A 19,886-nucleotide genomic window follows, 5' to 3' on the forward strand; every position below is an offset into this window, starting at 1 on the left:
AAAGATGGGTTCTAGCATCATAAAAAGCACTCAATGCGTGGGGCCGGGAGCGGAGATATCATTTGCTTGTCCCGGTGTTTTGATGTCCTGATTCACAAAGTTAGTTGCATTTTGAGTCGGCCGCATCCTTGCGTAGCATCTTAGGACGTCAACTCCGACCAGTTGTTGCTTATATGCTCGGCGGTTCGTAGCGCAAGTGCATGCACTGTAAAAGTCGGATTAACGGCACCGCTAGTGGGAAAGAGGCTGGTACCGGCAACAAAAAGGTTGTCGACATCATGACAGCGACCGTAGCTGTCAGTCACCGAAGATTGTTGATCCCGACCCATGATGCATCCACCCATAATATGCATGTTTGCCTTTGGTCCGGCCCACACATCTTTGGCCCCGGCCTCCTCCAGAACCTCGAGTCCCCGAGCAACTGCCGCATCAAAGCAGCGGTTGTCGTCCTCCGAGTATTCATGCTCGACCCGTGCCACGGGAAAGCCGAAACGATCCTTCTCGCTACTCAGCTGCACCCGGTTTTCCGGCTGTGGCAGGTTTTCACCAACCAGGGTCATGGTGGCAAGGTGTGAAGCTGCACGATGCATGAATTTGTGAAGCTCCTGACCGAACAGGCCTCCCCGCGCATTGGCGACGCCAAGCAGATCCGTTGGTTTGAGAGCGTTGCCGATCAACCATTGCGAGCTGCCGAGATAGCCTTTATCCGGATCTTTCGCATAGTCATCCTGGCAAAGGAGCTGGCCGCCGGTCATACCAAATTCGTTTTCGGTGTTCTCTTCGAACATGCCAAAAAGATTGGCTGCACCGTGCGCCATCATATAGCGCCCTACCAGCCCACTGGAATTCGCGAGGCCCTGTGGATGTTGAGCATTCGCGGAATTGAGCAGGATCCTTGGGTTCTGAACAGCGAAAGCGCCCAGCACCACAATCTCGGCACTCAACTCGTGCCTGGAACCATCCGAGCTGAAATATTCGACCCCGACTGCCCGCCGGCCGCTCTCGTCGGTCAGCACCCGGCTAACGTGGCAATCCGTGCGCACTTCGGCTCCGGCGGCTTTGGCCTCTTTCAGATAGGTGACCAGGGGATTCGCCAGTGCGCCAATAGGACAGCCCGCATCACACCAGCCATCATAGATACAGGCAGGGCGGCCCTTGTAGGGTACGGAGTTGATTGCCATGGGCAACGGCGAGGTGTGCATTCCAAGCCGTTTGAAACCTTCAGCAATCAATCGCCCCTGGGCGAATTGCGCCAGCGGGGGCATCGGGTAAGGTTCACCTTCCGGGCGCCAGACTTCCAGATCTGCATCGCCGGACAGGCCTACCTCTTCCTGGATCCGGTCATAGAAGGGCTGCAGCGTGCCATAGTCGATAGGCCAGTCCAGCGCTTTTCCGAATTGTGTACGAACCTTGAAATCCTCCGGGTGTAACCGGAACCAGCAGGCATAGTGGTGCAGTGCAGCACCTCCCGTACCGTGCCCCTGGTTGAAATTGATGGCAATAGGGTCCTTGCCTGCAGTTTCAGTGGTCGCGGGCCTGGCTTTCAGCTTTCGGGCCCAGATCGAGGAGCTGTAAAGTTCATTAAGCTCCCTGGTTGGGCCTGCCTCGAGTACCACGACACTCCTGCCCGCCTCAGCCAGCTTTGCGGCGATTACGCTTCCACTTGCACCCGCACCAACGACAATGGCATCCACCTTGGTATTTGTGTTTATCTGCGACATGCCTTACCCCCTCCGCGGCCATTTTTCGGGCGGTGTAATATGCGCCATGTAAGGCACACCCAGTTCAGCAAACCCGGTTTTTGTGCCGTAATAGACGTCGAGCGCATCGTTGCGCAGCACGAAGCAGAACAGCGGCGCTGGCGCCCCTTTCCAAAGCGCAGGATTTGCGCCGACCAGGTCTTCAACCAGGGCGTTCCTGCCAGCCTCTTCCCCTTCGTAAAAGGGCTTGTCATAGCGTTCAGTGTGAACTGCGTTCAGCGAAGCCAGCCCAACTTTGTAAAAATCCGAAAACGAGCCGGTATAATCCATGTACTTCAGGATCAGGGCGGGGTTCTCCGCCATCAGCTGGGCATCGACAAAGTCAGCCAGCCCGGCATCCGACGCGCCGGGCAACAGAGTATCCCCGAATGTCTCAAGAGTGCGCACCTCTTCCTGGGTGAAGCTGTGCCATACTTTTTCACTGTTTACCCGCGTCGCTGCCTGCAATTTCAAGCTGACAGCAGAGGTCAGGATGCCAGTACCAACCAGTCCCAGAAAGGTGCGCCGGGACGTGCTGCGGGGTCGGTCGTTTTTATAATCAATCACCCTATTTATCCTCTTAAAAAAGAAGGCCCGCTTATCAGTATCCAAACGGGCCTTCTGACAATCAACAGCTTAAGTCATTGCTGCCCGGGATCATCTGGCGATATCAGAGAGCTCGCCACTCGCCGCCTGCTTGAGTACCTGCGGAGAGAACGACTCCGGCGTCAGTTCCGGCGTATTCTGCTTCATCGAAACTATGTCGATATAGGTCGCCCGCTGACGCTGGAAGTCGATGGCCTGAGTATGGAGAAATCCAAGAGCCGGCTCGCCGTTACCCGTGGTAATCGGGGCATAGGACTGACGCCACATCCTCCAGAAATCACCCTTTTTGTCGTAGATCTCCGAGTGGTAGATCAGGGGATAATTCGTATCCATATAAAGGACTTTTTTACCATAAGGGTGTTCCGCCGGTGGCGTTGCCTCTATCACAAATACTTCCTTTGGCTCCCAGGTGACATTGATCGGATTCCAGTAGGGCTCCGACTGCTCCACCAGGTTGGAATACTCATGCTCCACATTCGGGTTCTGAGCCGTGGTCACACCAAGAATCCACCGCTTGTCAACGACCTCCCAATCCGTGTACCAGAGCGGAAACGCGTTGATCGCCTGGTTATCATCGTTAAGCAGATCCATCTTTGGTTGTGGGTCCATCCACGACTGTCCGCCAGCAATGCGTCGCGTTCTACGAATGGATTTTACGTAAGCCCAAGCATCATCAACCTTGCCCGTATTGTACTGCTTGGTAAAGATCCCGAGCCCCGCCACGTCGTAGGGCTTGCTGAGTACCAGGAGGTAACTCGCATGCTCGTCTTCGTTACCGACGTTAGTCGGCTCGATCGCCGTTCTGCCTTCCAACAGCATTTTTGCACTTATAGCCTCGAAACGGTCTACGGTGCCGTTGTCCGCCTCGACCACAGTTACGTCACCCACAGCAATCCAGTTATCGCCGGTAATGGGGTTGGCGTAATAGTGGTTCCAGGCCAGCTTGTAGCCGGCATTCGGGTCATCGGCGCTAACATCGAGAAACGGGATCCCCGCCGTGTAGTTTTCAACCATCTTGGTATCAGGGTTCAGCCGGGCTTCACCAGCCTTATTCTTACTGGCGTCCAGATATGACGGGTTTAGCTCAGGCTCCTTGGAGGGCCCGAGTTTCATTGTGAGATTATGATTGCGGATCCACATCTCGAACTTGTCAGTAAGCAGATCCCGGACGGGGATACCCTCAAAGGTTTTATCCTGAAGGCTATCCAGATTGTCCTTGCTTATCACCGTACCCGCCGGCACTTCTTCGGCCATGGCCAGACCGCTCGTCAGGGCCAGCAGGCCACTCAGTGCCAACGGCTTGATTAGCTTTTTATATTCGTTTACTTGCATGGTGCACCCCATTGTTTTTTTTGGATGTCAAAGCGATTAGAACTGGTAAGTAATCCGAGTGTATAACTGGTCACTTTCATCAAAAGACCCGAATAGTGATGTTCCGTCAGCAGGGCTCTTATCGCCGCCGTAAAACAGGTCAAGCTCGGTCTTCAGGCGCCAATGCTGGCCAAAGGCAAACTCGACTGAAGGCACGAGTACACCACCGCCATTGCTGGCGTCGTGCACAGCCACCAGTTGACCCACAACGGAGTCATACTTGTAAGGAAGAGTAAAAATGGCCGTCAGCCAGGTGGTATGCTCGTCTTCCACCGTTCCAAAGGCGTTCTGAACGGCTTCAGGACTGCTGATATCCTGAGTGTGGTTGTCGAGGTAAGTATTGAACACCTGCAGACTCAACATGCTTGGGCTACTTGTGCCCAGCGTGTTCTGAAGTCGCAGGTTGGTGTCGAGGCCGAACATCATCCGGTAGGTATCTTTTTCCACAACACCCCCAGCCGGATTGTTGTAGGGTTTATCCGGTGTGTAGGCAAGCTCGGCCCGAAAGACGCTGTCAATGGGGGCTATATAGCCGCTCAGTGTGCCACCAACGATATCGATTTCGGGGTAAACGAATGCGGCTCCTATGGGTGCATTGGCCTTTTCTGTCGGGAACACAACAGGGTCCTGTCCCTGGGTGTGATAATAGTTAACGCTGTAGGCGAGGCCGTCATACTCACCCAAGGTGCCAGACCACCTGAATCCGTAATGAGGGTCGTCGGCATCACCCTCATCATTGTTGTAGTCAATCGGAAGCACTGTCCCCTTCAGGTTGAAACCCCGGTTGCCTTTACCTGCCCAGCGCCCCCCATAAAGGTCGTAGGTGTTACCGATATCCTCTTCGTCATCCAGCCCCGGACGCACCAGCAGCTGTAACTGGCCGCTCATCTCGGGAATGTCGATGGTCGCATTGGCTAGAATCAGCGGCTTGCGCCACTCTTCGTTCTCGGGTTCCAGGAAAGACCGCCAGGACTGGTCATAACCGTGAACGACATCCATGGCCTGAAAGAAATCCGTTTCACCCCACACCACTTGCTGCTTTCCAAGACGCAAAAAAATGCGGTCAGTAGGTCGAAAATCTGCATATAGCTCACGGACATCCAGTTCGTTTAGCTCATCCTGGAAATCGGCTCTGACGCCCGTTACTTCGGTCAGGTCTTCCAACCGATCCATATAATCGGTCATATATTCATAACTAGCACGTCCGATTGCCGTAACGCGCGCCGGGCCTACTTCCCCTCGTGCCTGGAGCAACGCTGTAGTGCGAGCCATAGACATATCCCACTTATCATCCTCGGCCGTTGCGGAAACGTCGTCCAGGTTCCAGCTCAGGTACTGACGCAGATAACCATTCACCGTGAAGTTGCCAACTTCAACCGCACTGACATAGCCTGGATAACCCGAGGCCAATGGTAAGACAATTGCAGCAATGCCCCTGATAAGCCTTCTGCTTGGTGCGCTAGCCATACGTTCTTCTCCGATGCTTTTTGTTTTATGCCCCTGCCATGCTTCACATGACCGGCATTGGAGCCGCGTGCGGACTACTGGAGACTCTCCCCTGCACAACGACCATTTACTTAAGCTCCTTGCTCGCTCACCGCGGATCCGTCCGAAGCTCTCTTGCGACCGCCGGTCAGAATGCGACCAGCATGGGTACGGGTTAAGCTCTTCCCTGCACCGCATAGGCCGCACCTGTCCCTGCCGAATCAGCCGAATAGTCCTCTCCCTTCCTGACTGCACCGAAAATGAACCGGGGGCGCAGCAGGTAAACCATTGAGGGAATAACAACCAGGGCACTAATGGCTGAAACGCTCATCCAGAGAGCAATCAGGAGCCCCATTTCGGCCTGGAAGCGCAATGAAGAGAAGAAGTACCAGAGAACGACGGAAGCGATCATCGTCGCGGCGGTGACGATCACGGCGCGGCCTGCTGTACTCAGGGCGAAAGCAATAGCCTCTCTGACGTCGCCATCCTTGTGGAAACTCTCGCGAATGCGGTCCGTAATATAAAAGGCATAGTCAACGCCCAGCCCGATTCCAAGGGCGGCGACCGGCAGCGTGTTGACGTTCAGACTGATGCCCTGCCAGCTCATGAAGCTGAATGTCACCGTGTTTGACAGCACCACCAAGGGTAAGAAAAACAGGCCAGCCTGGCTCGACCTGTAGGCCAGGGCGCAAAAGAAAAACAATACCAGCAACGCCAGGGCGATACTCTGGATCTGCCCCGAGAAAATTACCTCATTGGCTGCTGCAAGCACCCCGATCAACCCGCCTGCCAACCGGTACTCCACTCCGTCAACGGGATTCGCCGCGGCAAAGTCCTTGCTCGCCTGAATGGCGGTACGAATGGTGTCCCCCTGGTGGTCACGGAAAGACAACTGCACAGCGCCATTCTGGTACTTGATGTCGGAAAAGCGTGCGATGTCGCCCGGATCGGACCCTGCAAGGGCAAAGAACAGGAATTCGCCATTGACCAGTGCGTTGTCGCCGGTCTTGAAGAAGCGTGGATTACCTTCATGAAGCACCATGTTTACAGGCCGGATGACATCAACCAGGGACTGGGTGCCACCGACGCCTTCCAGGTTCTCCATGTACTGCTGGTACTGCATAATGTTGTCGAGAACTTCCGGACGCTTCAGGGCATCGGGTTCTTCGCCCTCAATGACGACAAACATCCGGTCACTGCCAGGGAAACGGCTATTGATGCTAGCGTCCGACCGGTTGTACTCGGAGTCCGGCCAGAGAATAGGTGACCCCGGGTTGGCGTCACCGACCGTAATGTCTTTGGCAAAAAAGCCTGACACTGCCAGCAGAACCACAGCCACTATCAAAACGGCAGAAGCACTGGCGCGGTTAGTCGTAAGCCGGGTACAAAGGCGGAGGAAAGCAGAGACAGCAGTATTGACCCGCAGGTCCACCAGCCGGTGCTCTGAGTCAGCCCTGACCCAGGAAAGTGCGACGGGAACCATGACAAGAGTGCCTATCACCATCGCACCAACCCACATTGCCCCGATCAGGGAGGCTTTCTGAAGCAGCGGTATGGGTGTCAGCGCGACCACCAGCATAGCGCCTGCATCCGTGGCCAGACCCAGCAGTCCCGGACGAAACAGCTTGCGTAATGCCAACCGCGCCGCATCGCGGGAATTCAGGCCACCGCTGCGACGCTCATCATCGAATGCCGAGTTCAGCTGGATAGTGTGGGATACGGCTCTTGCCGCTATCAGGAATGTAATGACGATCGCCAGCGGATCAAGGTTGATCCCCATCAGGGTGATAACCCCCATCACCCAGACGCCGGTTACTCCGCCCGACAACAGTGGCAGCAACATACCTCGCAAGGTGCCTTCCGTCACTAACAGAAGCAGAGCAATCACGCCGATGATCATACCGACAATTTTCAGAGTCTCTGGCAGATAGTTAATGATCAGACCGGCCAGGATGGGCTGACCGACGACTTTGACCTCAACGCCGTCAACTTCCACCTCATTTATGATTTCCTGGATTTGCGGATAGACCTTGTCGTAGTCGATCAGCCGGTCAATGAAGTCAACGGTAATTAGCGCTGCGCTCAGATCCTTGGAAACGTACTGGCCGTAAACCATCGGGTTGGAAATTGCGGCCTCCCGCAAAACCTCGATCTCCTGGTCACTGGAGGGCAGGTCCGGCCACATCAACGGTAGCGACTCAATGCCCTCGGTGGATGCCTGCACGTTTTTTATTTTCTTGCTGGCCAACGAGGTAATCTGAAACTGATTGACCGCGTCGATGTACTGCAGATCCTTGGTGATTCGCTGTACGATCTCCAGAATATCTCTACGGAAAATGTCGCCCTTATCCACCTGGACCATCAGGGTTACAACATTGGCTCCGCCAAAGGTCGTCTTATACTTTTCATTGATCTGCACGTAGGGGTGGTTGGCAGGCTGCAGGTCGCTGAAGGTTGTTTTAACCTCGAGCCCCAGAGCAAAATACCCCAACACAACAGTCACGACGGCAAGCAGGGCCACGACAGCCACTCGCCATTGAATCAAAAAACCCGAGAGTCGCTTAATCATTCTGATTCTCTCTTATCCACTTGAGCGACATCTGTGCGTGAGGTAAACGCATGTGATCCCTGGGGCCCCAGGAAACGGATCCCCCGACCGGCAATATAAAAGCCGCCATCGGTCGCCGTTATATTTGTGTACCAGCCATAGTTGCCGTCGGCGACCGAACCGATGTCCCATTGACCTGAGTCAGTCCCACTAACCAGAACACCGCCATTTCCAACCGCCTGGTAACGCGCGCCGCTCCAGCTCACGTCGAACAGATGCGCACTGGTGTCCAGTTCCACTGCAGTCCAGTGTTTACCACTGTCGACGGTCTGGATGACCGTGCCGGACAGCCCGACGGCGATGCCTTTTCCTCTACCTGAAAACGTGATGGCCATCAGACTTGATGCTGTGGGACTCGGTATGGATTCCCAGGTATCACCGCCATCCGGCGAACGTTGGATCTCACCGAATTCACCAACCACCCAAACAGCTCCGGAGGAATCAACCGCAATATCATTCCAGCTGACATCCTTTCGGGGATGAGCCTGTTGCCAGGTGGCTCCCCTGTCTTCGCTTAACAGCACCGTGCCCATCCCCCCAGCGACCCAGCCGCGCCCTTCGGCATCGACATGCGCTCGCAGGAACTGCCCACCACCCATGGGAAAGGTGTCTACCTCAAGCAACTGCCAGGAATCACCACCATTCCGGGTCATTAGCAAAACGCCCTTATCCCCAGCTGCGAAGGCAGTTTCAGCGTCCCATGCTGCGATATCCTGCAGGTGCGATTTCACCGGCGTCGGCTGGATCTGCCAGGTTTTGCCCCCATCCTCACTTCGAACGATTTTTCCAAAGCTACCCGCAGCCCACACCACGCGTCCTGAATCACCCGGGGACGCAACACCAAAAAAGTTATCGCGCGGCTCAATAGCCTGCGCCTCGACGCTGGGCACATCGACAGACGGCTTGACGAAGAACGCCACCCAGAAGAGTCCTCCGAGAATCAGCAGCGACAGTGCTACTTCAAGTGCATAAGAGACATAGTTTTTATTCATACAACCTCGAGTTTTTCGTCACTGATCCGCCGGCGCACCTTTGGCCAATCCTATGCAATCACCTGACAGATCTTGGGCGATGCCTCTGTCATCAGTTGTCAATTTTCAGTTAATAACAGGTTAGTTGATTAGTCAAATATATACACCTGAATTTTTTATGTCTGATATTTATTGGGGTGGTCAGGCCGCGACTCAGGTCGCCTGAACGCATCTGATGAAGACTAGGCGAATCGACCTGACGGGGCGGACGAAAGTGGCTGGAGCGCCAGAGGCCTCTCGGGAACCACGGCTACCAGGTGGGGCAAAGTTGGTTGGTATTGGATTGGCGCCGGAGCTTTTCAAGAGCCAGAAGCTGGCGCCTGACAGTCTTTCAGGCTTCCTGGCGAGCGCCAAGCCGATGCTCAAGCCACCCCAGGGGTATTGCCAGCATGGCTGTCAGCATGGCTGCGGCGATCATGGCCCACGCCCCGAACTGCCAGTCCCCTGACCACGCCACGAGCCAGGAAACTACCGCAGGGCCGGCGAACTGGCCCAGCTGGCTCCCCTGGACAACCAGCCCGGTTACGCTCCCCACCCTCTGGGGCCCGGGCGAATGTACCGTTATTCCAGCAATTACAGCGCCAGGAATCAGACCGCCAACCCCCGAAATAGCAACAGCACAGAGGAAGCGGATACTGCCGGCTATGTTTTCATTCACTAATCCCCAGGCGGCAACTGCCAGGCACACTGAAGCCCCCGCTATCAGTCCTGCGCGAGACACTCCTCGCCCCAGCAACCAGCCTGCCGACACTCCACCACCCGCGTTGGCAAGCATGACCAAAGCGGTCAGCTCCGCCGCTCGTGCCGTTGAATGACCGTACTGATCGATAAGCAAGGTAGGCAGAAAGCCGATCAGCGCCAGATGCTGGAAAGTAAAACCGGCAAAACAGGCCGCAAGCAGCAGAGGTCCGGGACTGGTGACGACGACCCTGAGATCCCCCAGACCACCTCCAGACCGCGTCCCGGGACGCCCCGGCGGCAGCACGGCGAGCACCGCAACCAGTACGGCGCCAACCAAAATAGAGTTACCCCACCACAGCCCACGCCAGCCCCAGCTACCCAGCAGCATTGGCCCCGACAAAAGCATTAAAGAAACACCGACCGGCATATAGGCGCTCCATATGCCCATGGCCATCCGCTGTTGAGCCCCGGACACCAGAATCGAGATGATTCGAGGGCCTGAAGTGCTGACCAGGAGGAATCCAACTCCCTCGATCAAACGGCTCGCCAACAACTGACTGAAGCCCTGCGAGCTTGCACCCCACGCGCTGGCAGCGACAATTAACGCCAGCCCACCGGTTAGCGTACGCCGGTAGCCAAATCGGTCCACTGTCATTCCCGAGAACAGGCCGCCAATACCCGCTAGCAAGCTGAATATGGCCACAATCCAGCCAGCCGCTACCAACGTCAGGTCCAGCTCCTGTCTTAGCAAAGGCAGTGCTACCGGCGCCTTACCAACCTGCAGAGCAGCAGCAACACCAGCGAGGAAAACCAGGCTGACCGCAAACCAGGCAGAGCGTTGGCCCGACAATTCTTGAGTCATTTCCCCATCATTCACTGAATACCCCTCTAATACGCTTGTTTGGATTAGCTCCGGCCAACCAAGATGCCTGATTTACAAGGGGCAACGCTTGTCCCTGCACCTTCACCCAAGCCCACATCATTAACGGTTATACTTTATACACTTAAAGAAAAATTGACTTTCGCCACAGTATTGCACTAAAGACAACAATTATTTGACATAGAGATATCTTCAAGTTAAAACTTTTAGTTACAATGTAATCTCCTGGGCATGCAGCTTAGCTGTCGAGGCAAAAGAATGGGTAAATAGAGTGAAAGACAAATCAGTTCGTAGTAAAGAGACAGTGCGGCTATGGCTGCGAATGCTTCCCTGCGTGAATATGGTTGAGCAGGTATTACGGGTCCGTTTTCGCGAAAACTTCGGTATGTCTTTGCCTCAATTCGATGTGATGGCCCAGTTGGCCCGCAGCAGTGAGCCCCAAACCATGTCTGAGCTATCTCGCCAGTTGGTGGTCACTAGCGGCAACATTACCGGCTTGGTGGATAGGCTTGTAAAGAGCGGATACGTCGTACGTAAACCTAGTGAAACCGACCGCCGCGTCCAGTATGTTCAACTCGAACCGAAAGGACGAGAAGAGCTGGAGAACATGGCAAATGCCCATGAACGCTGGTTGACCGAGTTGTTCGAAGGACTCCGTGATGAGGAACTGCAGGAGTTTAATGCATTGCTGGAGCGAACCAAGCGGCTTTTACGCCAGGCGCCAGAAACAAGAGCCTGAGCTGCGATGCATTATACAATCAGCAGCCCATTGACTCACTCTCGCTGCTGAAAGGCATGACCTGCAATTTTAATCAAAGAGTGCACTAAGCCTGGAAACACTACCAGGCTCACCGAGCGGCGAGAGTACTCGCTCCACCTTGCCCACAGAGTGTATTTTTCTCAACCAAAGGCCTGGATACCGGTTTGAGCCCTTCCGAGAATTAACGCATGTACATCGTGGGTTCCTTCGTATGTGTTGACCGCTTCCAAGTTCATGACATGGCGAATAACGCCGTATTCGTCAGAGATTCCGTTGCCTCCATGCATGTCCCGGGCGGCTCGCGCTACGTCTAGCGCCTTGCCGCAGTTATTACGCTTCATTAGTGAGACCATCTCAGGCGCCCATGCGCCTTCATCCATTAAACGGCCCACCTGCAAAGCACCTTGCAACCCTAGCGCTATATCAGTCTGCATGTCGGCCAGTTTTTTCTGTATAAGCTGGGTCGCGGCCAGGGGCCGACCAAACTGTTTACGGTCGAGAGTGTATTGTCTGGCCGCATGCCAGCAAAATTCTGCAGCACCCATCGCCCCCCAGCTAATGCCAAAACGGGCCTTATTAAGGCAACTGAACGGTCCTTTGAGGCCCTCAACATTAAGCCGGTTACCTTCAGGCACAAAAACCTCGTCCATGACAATTTCCCCCGTAACTGAGGCACGGAGCGAGAACTTGCCTTCAATCTTAGGGGCGGAGAGACCCTCCATCCCTTTCTCTAATACGAATCCATTAATAATACCGTCGAGCTTTGCCCAAACCACGAACACATCTGCAATAGGAGAATTGGTGATCCAGGTTTTTGCACCAGTGAGCTTGTAGCCGCCGGATACGGCGGTCGCCCGGCTAAGCATGCTACCGGGATCCGAGCCATGATCAGGTTCCGTGAGGCCAAAGCACCCTACCCACTCTCCACTAGCCAGTTTGGGAAGATATTTCTTTTTTACCGGCTCGTTACCGAAGGCAAAGATGGGATGCATCACCAGCGAAGACTGTACACTCATAGCCGATCGATAGCCGGAGTCGACACGCTCTACCTCTCGGGCAACCAACCCATAGCACACATGGTTTACCCCGGCGCCACCATATTGCTCAGGCAGGGTGGAACCCAAAAAGCCCAACTCCCCCAACTCCGTCATGATTTTCCGATCAAATATCTCGTGGCGGTTTCCCTCCAGCACGCGAGGCATCAACTGGTTTTGACAGTAATCGTGGGCGGCATCGCGCACCATACGCTCCTCGTCTGTGAGCTGACGATCTAGCATCAGGGGGTCTTCCCAGTTAAATATACTCATTGCTATTACTCCTAATTATGGTTTTAACCGTCAAAAGCTGCTGCGGTTCCGGAACTAAACACGTGTGCCCTTGGCAAATCACTATCTCGAGCTTGGCCTGGCAGCGATTACACCTAGGATTCGGGGCTAGGCACACTCTTGCGGGGAAGAGTAGGGGGCTACCTGGCTCGGCTTACATTGCTGGAGAACTCTGGGATCAGTGCAAACGCCGGCACCAAGCCCTGGAAATTCTCAGGCAGCCGCTATCAGACATGGGCTAAACCCTCCGGTGATATAGCTGCAGGGCCCGCCGAGCTGTCTTTTTTCAGCTTCGCTAGTTCTCTACGTAGATTGTCCCCACCTTCATCAGCCAGTGCCGCCTCACGCAGACGGTCCACAATAGCCGCAGGCTGCTCGCAATGCTTTATTTGCTTCAGCTCCGCCAGAATCAGTTGCAAACTTCTCAGTCCTCGCTCAAATGTGTCACCGTACCCTTTCACCAGGCGCTGGCAACGCACTACTTCGAGCGCCAGGCTGTAGTCAACCGGCACCAGATCGTGGACATGGGCGAGCCACTCATCAATCCGTGCCTGCTCAGCCCGATAACGCAGGGTTCCACGGCGCCAACGTCGCAGGCGGGCCGTCACGAACAGAATAGAAAATCCCAGTGCGGTAGACGTCCTCATCAGCCGCCCTTTGGTTGTAAAACGCCCTATCAACCCCCGGACCCATCCTGTATCGAGAATCCACTGGCCAAGGACAGCCGGCAGGGTATCGCAGATCTCTTCGACACGGGGATGCATGAACTCTGTGACGTGTACAACCTGATCGTCTTTGGCCTGCACTTCATTCCGAAAGCGCTGGAAGCGGGTAGAGCGGGTTTTCAGGTCGGCAACGCGGATGGTGTCTTCGTAGGCCATCCAGAGCGCCAGATAGCGCGCTGTTTCCCGGGAAAGCTCATAACCATGTGCTTCACCACCGTACCTACGGTCGAGCTGACTGACGGATTCCAGTCGATCCAGGTACAGGCCTGCATACTCGGGATCCTGGTAGTCTATTTGCCGCCGCACGCCTTCTACAGCGAGATCCTGAACACTCGAAGGCAACCTCCTGACGCGATCAAGCAGGGCTGCAACAGCGGGATGATGTTTCTGTACTGCATTTCCCTGCGGTGGCACATAATGGCCAACCTCGCCTTTTCCGCTGACTGGCTGTTCCGAGCCCTTACATGCCTTGTCGTAGGAAGCCGAAAAAGCTTTCAGGCTTGCCTCAACTCCAATACCACTCCGGCGGATGGCATCTTCATAGGCCTTACGTGGAAATGGCAGTGCCTTGGCGCCTGCGAGAGCGCCAAAAAGGACGGAACTGATAACGCTACCCTCGCTCTCAGCAAGAGCGGCCATATCAAAATAAACGAAATGTCTGGCCGCCTCCTCTCCCGCCTCGATAACCCTGGTGTGGTCCAGCAAACCGTCACCCAAGGCCATCTTTTCACCAATCGCATAGTCCCGATGGGTTGATGCGATCAGGGAGGTCCGGTCGCTTGTGACCATGCCGCGACTAATGGCGCGGCCCGCTTCCATCAGTTCCGCAGCAATAACGACATCAACGTCACCTTCCATGGGCATCAGGGCCAGTACGGGGTCTCGCCCCCGTTGTTTCGCATCGGCCTCCGGAAACATTTCCAGGTAATATATGGTTGCCCCGGTACGCTGAGCCACCCCAGGAACCGAAGTAGCCTGGGCCAGATATCCGTTGTGTTCTGCAAGATCCACTATCCAGTCAGAAAGTACGCCACCACCCTGGCCGCCCATTGCTAATATAGCGACCGTTATTGGCCTCGTGCCAGTACTCATAAATCTCTCCTCGCTCATCCTGCTCAGACCGCGTATTTGGCCAATCGCCGCTCACTCAGGCGCTGGAGTGCCCCAATGAACTTACCGCGCCAACGCGCAACAAACTGGTCTTTCCAATTGGGGTTGGAGACAATCTGCGCCCGATAAAAGGATGGGCACAACACCGCAGCGTGGGCCACTTCTCCACAGAGCCCACAGCCCACACAGCTGTTTTTGACATACGTTACCGGATCGGGCCTCAGCGGGTCAGGATTTGGTTTTACACTGAGCGACGGGCAACCTGACAGCCTTATGCAGGCTTTATCACCAGTACAGGTGTCGCTGTCGACGCCAAAGCGATTCTGCACCACCCTTGTCCCTTTTTTCAGCCGCTCACGACGTTTCGGTTTTTCCCGGCGCTCAAGGTTGAGCATGCACTCGGACTGAGCAATTATGATCTTTGGTCCTTTTTCTTCAGTGGTCAGCGCTTCCCGCAGAGTTTTCTGCATGCCTGCAAGATCATAAGTGTTGGTCAATGTACGGACCCACTTTGCGCCGACTCCGCGGACGGCCTCTTCTATGGAGTGGCCGGTATTGCGGTGCGGAACGCTGGCATGGGAGGAGGGAATGTCCTGTCCGCCAGTTGCAGCTGAATAGCCATTGTCGATGATCAGCAGAACGCTGTCGTACTCATTGAATATAGCGTTGGTTACACCGGTGGTAAGACCGTTATGCCAGAAACCGCCATCGCCCATGACGCTGATCGTGCGCCTGGCGTCCGGCACATTGAAGGCGGTGGCGCCTGCCCCACCCAGACCGTATCCCATGGTGGTATGACCGATGTTGAAAGGCGGCAGAATCGAAAACAGGTGGCAGCCGATGTCCGCACTCACATGCCGGGGCCCCAGGTCCTTCTCAACCAGCTTCATGGCAGTGAAAATGGGTCTTTCCGGACAGCCGGTACAGAAGCCAGGCGGACGCGCCGGCACAACTTCACTCAGAGCCTCAAACTTGGCCGGTGAGCTGCTGTCCTCCCAGGCTTCAGGTTTGAAGGTTAAAGGTTGCGCTTCTACCCCCTCCAGCCGATCTTCCGGTTGTGAAAGGAGATGGGGCGCAGTCGAGCCCAAAAACTTCTTCATACCGCCCATTAATGTGGCAGCGGTGTACTCTCCCGCCATCGGCAGTACGTCTTTACCGAAAAGCCGGGTCTGAAGATCTCCCTTCCGCAGAATCGAATGCAGGGCCTGCTCGAGGAAATCAGGTTGTCCTTCTTCTATCAAGAGGACCGCTCGCTTATTGGTACAGAATTTCCGCACCTCGTCATCCACCAGTGGGTAAGTGACGTTAAGCACATACATGGGTATGGAGCATTCACCATAGGAATCCGCCAACCCGAGCTTTTCCAGCGCACGAATCACGCTATTGTAAAGACCACCCTGGAGTATCAGCCCGATATTGTCTTCGGTGCCATCGAATACTTCGTTGAGTCCATGTTTGCGTATGAACTCCTGAGCGGCCGGCCAGCGATTTTCGACCTTTTCCTTCTCGTGGACGAAAGTTGCTGGCGGCAGGACAATACGGCCTGTATCTCTGTCCGGTCTATCAAGAGCATCGCGCAGACTCAATGGCGGGCGCTGGTTATCCTTGGCGATAAACTTGCCGTGGACGTGGCAGGCGCGAATCCGCAATTGCAGCATGACCGGGGTGCTGCTCGCCTCAGACAACTCAAAGCCTTTTTCTACCATCTCGACAATACTGGTAAGGTTGGGCCTTGGATCCAGCAGCCAGAACTGCGACTTCATGGCAAAGGCGTGGGTTCGCTCCTGCATAATGCTTGAGCCCTCGCCATAATCCTCACCGACGACTATCAGAGCACCGCCCATTACACCACCAGACGCAAGGTTTGCAAGTGCATCGGAGGCGACATTGGTTCCAACTGTAGACTTCCAGGCTACAGCACCGCGTAACGGATAGTTTACAGAAGCGGCCAGGCTGGCGGCTGCTGTCGCTTCGCCCGAGCTGGACTCGAAGTGAACCCCGAGCTCTTCCAGAATGTCATTGGCATCATTCAGTACATCCAGCAGGTGCGAAATGGGTGCCCCCTGGTAACCGCCAACGTAGGCGACGCCGGATTGCAGCAACGCCTTCGTGACAGCCAGGATACCTTCACCATGGAACTCCTCCCCGGCACCGCTGCGGAGCTTTTTAACTTCGTTGACAAACGATCTCTCTGCCATGGTTTACCCCATTATCAGATTGAAAATTTACCCGGCAAGGCAGCAATCAACCTTTTCAGGAAGGAACCAGCGCTAACACCCGGCAGGGGCTTCCTGAACCATTCCGGATCTTCAACGGTGCCGCAAAAATCACCGCGCCGGTGGGCGGAAGCTGATCGAGATTGGTCAGGCTGGCCAGTCCCATACGGTTGGTGCCGTGCATAATGTTATGGCAAGGCAGTGGGGGGTCGAGGGAAAAACCCTGCCCGGAATCAGTGCCAACCGTTTCTGCACCGAAACCAAGCACATCGCGCTGCTCTGCCAGAAAGCGGATCGCTGCCGCACTCGCCCCTGGGGTGTGGCTACCGCTTTCATCCATGTTCAGGAACTCATTGGGATCGGTGCGATGGGACCAGTCCGTGCGGAAAAATACCCATGCCCCGGCTGGAATGCGGCCGTGTTTCTCCTCCCAGGACTCGATGGCTTCGACGCTCAGAAGATAGTCATTGTCTTCCGCTGCCTGCGCCGAACAATCGATAACACAGGCCTTCGCTACGAATTTCTGTACTGGAATGGTATCTGTGGCGTTGTTCTCGTGATCTTTGCCGGTGACCCAGTGAATCGGTGCGTCAAAGTGAGTGCCTGTATGCTCTCCACAGGAAATATTGTTCCAGTACCAAAAAGGACCCCGTTCGTCATACCGAGAAATTTCTTCAATCCGCAATGGCCAGGACTTACCGAACTCCTCCGGCAACTGCAGCAATGGTGTGTCTTCTGACAGAGTCTGGGTCAGATCCACAACCCGGATTTCACCTGCAACAAGCGCTTCTGCAAAATCAGCCAGTTTTTGTGTATTCACGTCAACTCTCCCGTAATGACCATATCAACAGACATTCACTCCGCGTCTTGAACAGAACGCTTGTCCATGGTCGGCCTTTTTGTTGTATTACTGCCTTTGATATAACGCCCGCATTCAGGAGGATATTTTTGCGGGCCCGACACCAGCCTCCAGCTTTTCATTCGGTGCAATCACCTCGTGGCTTCGGGGCCGGGCCATTGTCTTCAGTTCGACCAGTTCATCCCGCTCCTTCTCTGACTGTCGTAACAGCTGGAACTTGCCTGCAAGATAGGGCTTCGGCCAGAACTGGTTTTTCTGTTCGTACCAGGCAGCGGATCGCAGGGTAAAGTAGGGATCACTCAGGTGAGGCCTTGCCATGGCCACCAGGTCAGCCCTGCCAGCAACCAGAATAGTATTCACCTGATCAGCGGATGTGATGTTGCCAACGGTTATAGTGCTGACCCCTGCCTCGTTGCGAACAAGGTCAGAAAAAGGAGTCTGGAACATGCGTCCATAGACTGGCTTCTGATCCGCGACCGTCTGACCAGCGGATACATCGATAAGGTCAACCCCGGCATCCCGGAACACAACCGCGAGCTCCTTAAGATCCTCAGTAGTCAAACCTCCCTCATGCCAGTCTCCCCCGGAAACGCGAATAGACATGGGTTTTTCTGCAGGCCAGACTTCACGGACGGCATGAAACACCTCACGGGGAAAGCGAAGACGATTTTCCAGAGATCCTCCGTATTCATCCTTCCGCTGGTTCGTGAGCGGTGAAATAAAGCTCGCCAACAGATAGCCATGAGCCATGTGCAGTTCAAGCATGTCGAAACCTGCCTCGTCGGCATAACGGGCAGAACGGGCAAAATCTGAAACTACCTGATCCATATGCTCCCGCGTCAGCTCTATCGGCACCTGGCTTTCGGGCAGATAAGGAATTGGTGAAGCTGAATAGATTGGCCAGTTACCCTCTGGCAGTGGGTGGTCCATCTTGTCCCAACCAAGCTGAGTTGACCCTTTGCGTCCGGCATGCCCTAACTGCATGCACATTTTGGCTCTTGACTCATTGTGGGCGAAGTCGACTATTCGCTTGAATGCATCACGCTGCTCTTCATTCCAGAGGCCGGTACAGCCCGGAGTGATCCGCGCATCCGGAGATGGGCAGGTCATTTCCGTATAGACCAGGGCCGCGCCGCCGATGGCGCGGCTAGCGTAGTGAACAAAATGCCACTCGTTTGGAACTCCATCCTGAGCCTTGTATTGGGCCATTGGAGAGAGAACAACCCGATTATCCAGTGTCATTTCTCTTAGCTGGAAGGGTGTAAACATCGGGGGCGTGTCGGTATCCACATCGAAGCCCGCGGCCTGCACCTGTCGGTTGAAAACTTCGGTGCACTGGTCGACGAAAGCCTGGTCCCGTAGTCGCAGATTTTCATAGGTGAGCTTTTTCGAACGCGACATGCAGCCAAATGCGAACTGCAGCGGTTCCATATCCCAATAGCGTCCCATGTTTTCAAACCAGGAAAGCGACACATCGGCGGCATGCTGAGTAACCTCGACATCGGTACGGCGATCCCGCTCAAAGGCAGTCAGCGCTGCTGGTACTTCTGAATTCGTCTTCATGGCCTCGAAAAGCGCGATCGCGCTCTCCATGGCCAGCTTGGTCCCGGACCCGATGGAGTAGTGGGCGGTATGCTGGGAATCGCCCAGCAACACGATATTGTCTTTGACCCAGTGCTTATTGCGAATCGCCGGAAATCTTCGCCAAAGTGACCGATTGGTGATGAACGAATGACCGTCCAGCTCTTCCGCGAAAATGTCTTCTATGACCTTCGTGTATTCTTCTTCCAACATCTGGCCAAAGCCGAAACCCTCCCAGGTTTCGGGTGGCATCTCAATCACCCAGGTACTGCGTCCCGGCTCATACTGATAGCTATGGGAAACGACAGGTCCATGCTGAGTTTCGCGGAAGAAATATTTGAAAGCGTCCAGTTCCCGCGAGGAGCCGAGCCAGCAGAAATAGTTCCGGCGCAAATCGACCTGGGGCTGAAACCAGTCCTTGTATTGCTCACGGATGAAACTGCCGATCCCATCCGCAGCAATGATCAGGTCGCTGTCGGAGAACTGATCCACGCTCTCAATCTCGGTATTGAAATTGAGGTGAACTCCAACTTCCTGGCACCGATCCTGAAGAATTTGCAGAAGCGTCAATCGAGAGCAACCACAGAAACCATTGCCTGCACATCGAATGACTTCGCCCTTAAAGTGAACATCGACATTGTCCCAATAAGCAAAGCTGCGACGGATTGCTTCATAGCTTGGATTATCATAGTCGTCCAGAAAACCAAGGGTTTCATCAGAGAAGACCACACCGAACCCGAAGCTGCTGTCAGGCGCATTTCGCTCATAGACAGTGATATCGTAATCTGGCCATTGTTTTTTCATCAAAATGGCTGCGTAAAGTCCACCCGGCCCACCACCGATTACCGTGATTTTCATGAATTACCCCTCGCCCCTGTTGGCAATTGATTCACTCAGGTTCCGCCGTTA

The 19,886-nt window shown here is 54.9% G+C and carries 13 protein-coding genes; 1 reads left to right on the plus strand and 12 read right to left on the minus strand.

The window, feature by feature from the left end:
* Nucleotides 1-140 precede the first annotated feature (140 nt).
* The 7 genes from DIT72_RS05000 to DIT72_RS05030 all read right to left on the minus strand — a co-directional run bounded on the left by DIT72_RS05000 (nt 141) and on the right by DIT72_RS05030 (nt 10,383).
* Nucleotides 141-1,721, minus strand: a complete 1,581-nt coding sequence (locus tag DIT72_RS05000) for a GMC family oxidoreductase (protein ID WP_135954070.1) — start codon at nt 1,719-1,721, stop codon at nt 141-143.
* 3 nt (nt 1,722-1,724) lie between these two features.
* Complete coding sequence (locus DIT72_RS05005) at nt 1,725-2,306, minus strand: gluconate 2-dehydrogenase subunit 3 family protein (RefSeq protein WP_168355017.1); 582 nt, start codon at nt 2,304-2,306, stop codon at nt 1,725-1,727.
* 90 nt (nt 2,307-2,396) lie between these two features.
* Complete coding sequence (locus DIT72_RS05010) at nt 2,397-3,677, minus strand: DUF1329 domain-containing protein (RefSeq protein ID WP_168355018.1); 1,281 nt, start codon at nt 3,675-3,677, stop codon at nt 2,397-2,399.
* 36 nt (nt 3,678-3,713) lie between these two features.
* Nucleotides 3,714-5,183, minus strand: a complete 1,470-nt coding sequence (locus tag DIT72_RS05015) for a DUF1302 family protein (protein ID WP_135954073.1) — start codon at nt 5,181-5,183, stop codon at nt 3,714-3,716.
* A gap of 193 nt (nt 5,184-5,376) precedes the next feature.
* Complete coding sequence (locus DIT72_RS05020) at nt 5,377-7,770, minus strand: efflux RND transporter permease subunit (RefSeq protein WP_135954074.1); 2,394 nt, start codon at nt 7,768-7,770, stop codon at nt 5,377-5,379.
* Nucleotides 7,767-8,801 (minus strand): WD40/YVTN/BNR-like repeat-containing protein, encoded by a 1,035-nt coding sequence (locus DIT72_RS05025; RefSeq protein ID WP_135954075.1) that lies wholly within the window; start codon nt 8,799-8,801, stop codon nt 7,767-7,769. Before DIT72_RS05025 ends, DIT72_RS05020 begins: the two co-directional genes overlap by 4 nt.
* 370 nt (nt 8,802-9,171) lie before the next feature.
* Nucleotides 9,172-10,383 (minus strand): MFS transporter, encoded by a 1,212-nt coding sequence (locus DIT72_RS05030; RefSeq protein ID WP_135954076.1) that lies wholly within the window; start codon nt 10,381-10,383, stop codon nt 9,172-9,174.
* Nucleotides 10,384-10,672: 289 nt separating this feature from the next.
* Here DIT72_RS05030 and DIT72_RS05035 point away from each other — a divergent pair, with 289 nt between their 5' ends.
* Nucleotides 10,673-11,140 carry a MarR family winged helix-turn-helix transcriptional regulator gene (locus DIT72_RS05035; RefSeq protein WP_206081047.1) on the plus strand — a complete coding sequence of 156 codons (468 nt, stop codon included), beginning with the start codon at nt 10,673-10,675 and terminating at the stop codon, nt 11,138-11,140.
* Between the two features lie 161 nt (nt 11,141-11,301).
* Here DIT72_RS05035 and DIT72_RS05040 read toward each other — a convergent pair whose 3' ends face one another.
* The 5 genes from DIT72_RS05040 to DIT72_RS05060 all read right to left on the minus strand — a co-directional run bounded on the left by DIT72_RS05040 (nt 11,302) and on the right by DIT72_RS05060 (nt 19,835).
* A complete protein-coding gene (locus DIT72_RS05040) occupies nt 11,302-12,468 on the minus strand; it encodes an acyl-CoA dehydrogenase (RefSeq protein ID WP_135954077.1) in 1,167 nt (388 codons plus the stop codon).
* Nucleotides 12,469-12,713: 245 nt separating this feature from the next.
* Nucleotides 12,714-14,303 carry an indolepyruvate oxidoreductase subunit beta family protein gene (locus tag DIT72_RS05045; RefSeq protein WP_135954078.1) on the minus strand — a complete coding sequence of 530 codons (1,590 nt, stop codon included), beginning with the start codon at nt 14,301-14,303 and terminating at the stop codon, nt 12,714-12,716.
* A 23-nt stretch (nt 14,304-14,326) separates the two neighbouring features.
* Nucleotides 14,327-16,519, minus strand: coding sequence for a thiamine pyrophosphate-dependent enzyme (locus DIT72_RS05050; RefSeq protein WP_135954079.1), 2,193 nt, complete (start codon nt 16,517-16,519; stop codon nt 14,327-14,329).
* Nucleotides 16,520-16,574: 55 nt separating this feature from the next.
* The gene (locus DIT72_RS05055) at nt 16,575-17,357 is read right to left on the minus strand and encodes a cyclase family protein (protein ID WP_135954080.1); all 783 of its coding nucleotides are present in this window, start codon (nt 17,355-17,357) and stop codon (nt 16,575-16,577) included.
* 114 nt (nt 17,358-17,471) lie between these two features.
* Nucleotides 17,472-19,835, minus strand: coding sequence for a bifunctional salicylyl-CoA 5-hydroxylase/oxidoreductase (locus DIT72_RS05060; protein ID WP_135954081.1), 2,364 nt, complete (start codon nt 19,833-19,835; stop codon nt 17,472-17,474).
* Nucleotides 19,836-19,886: the final 51 nt, after the last annotated feature.

The sequence above is a fragment of the Marinobacter orientalis genome (assembly GCF_004792665.1).
In the GTDB taxonomy this organism is placed as follows: Bacteria; Pseudomonadota; Gammaproteobacteria; order Pseudomonadales; family Oleiphilaceae; genus Marinobacter; species Marinobacter orientalis.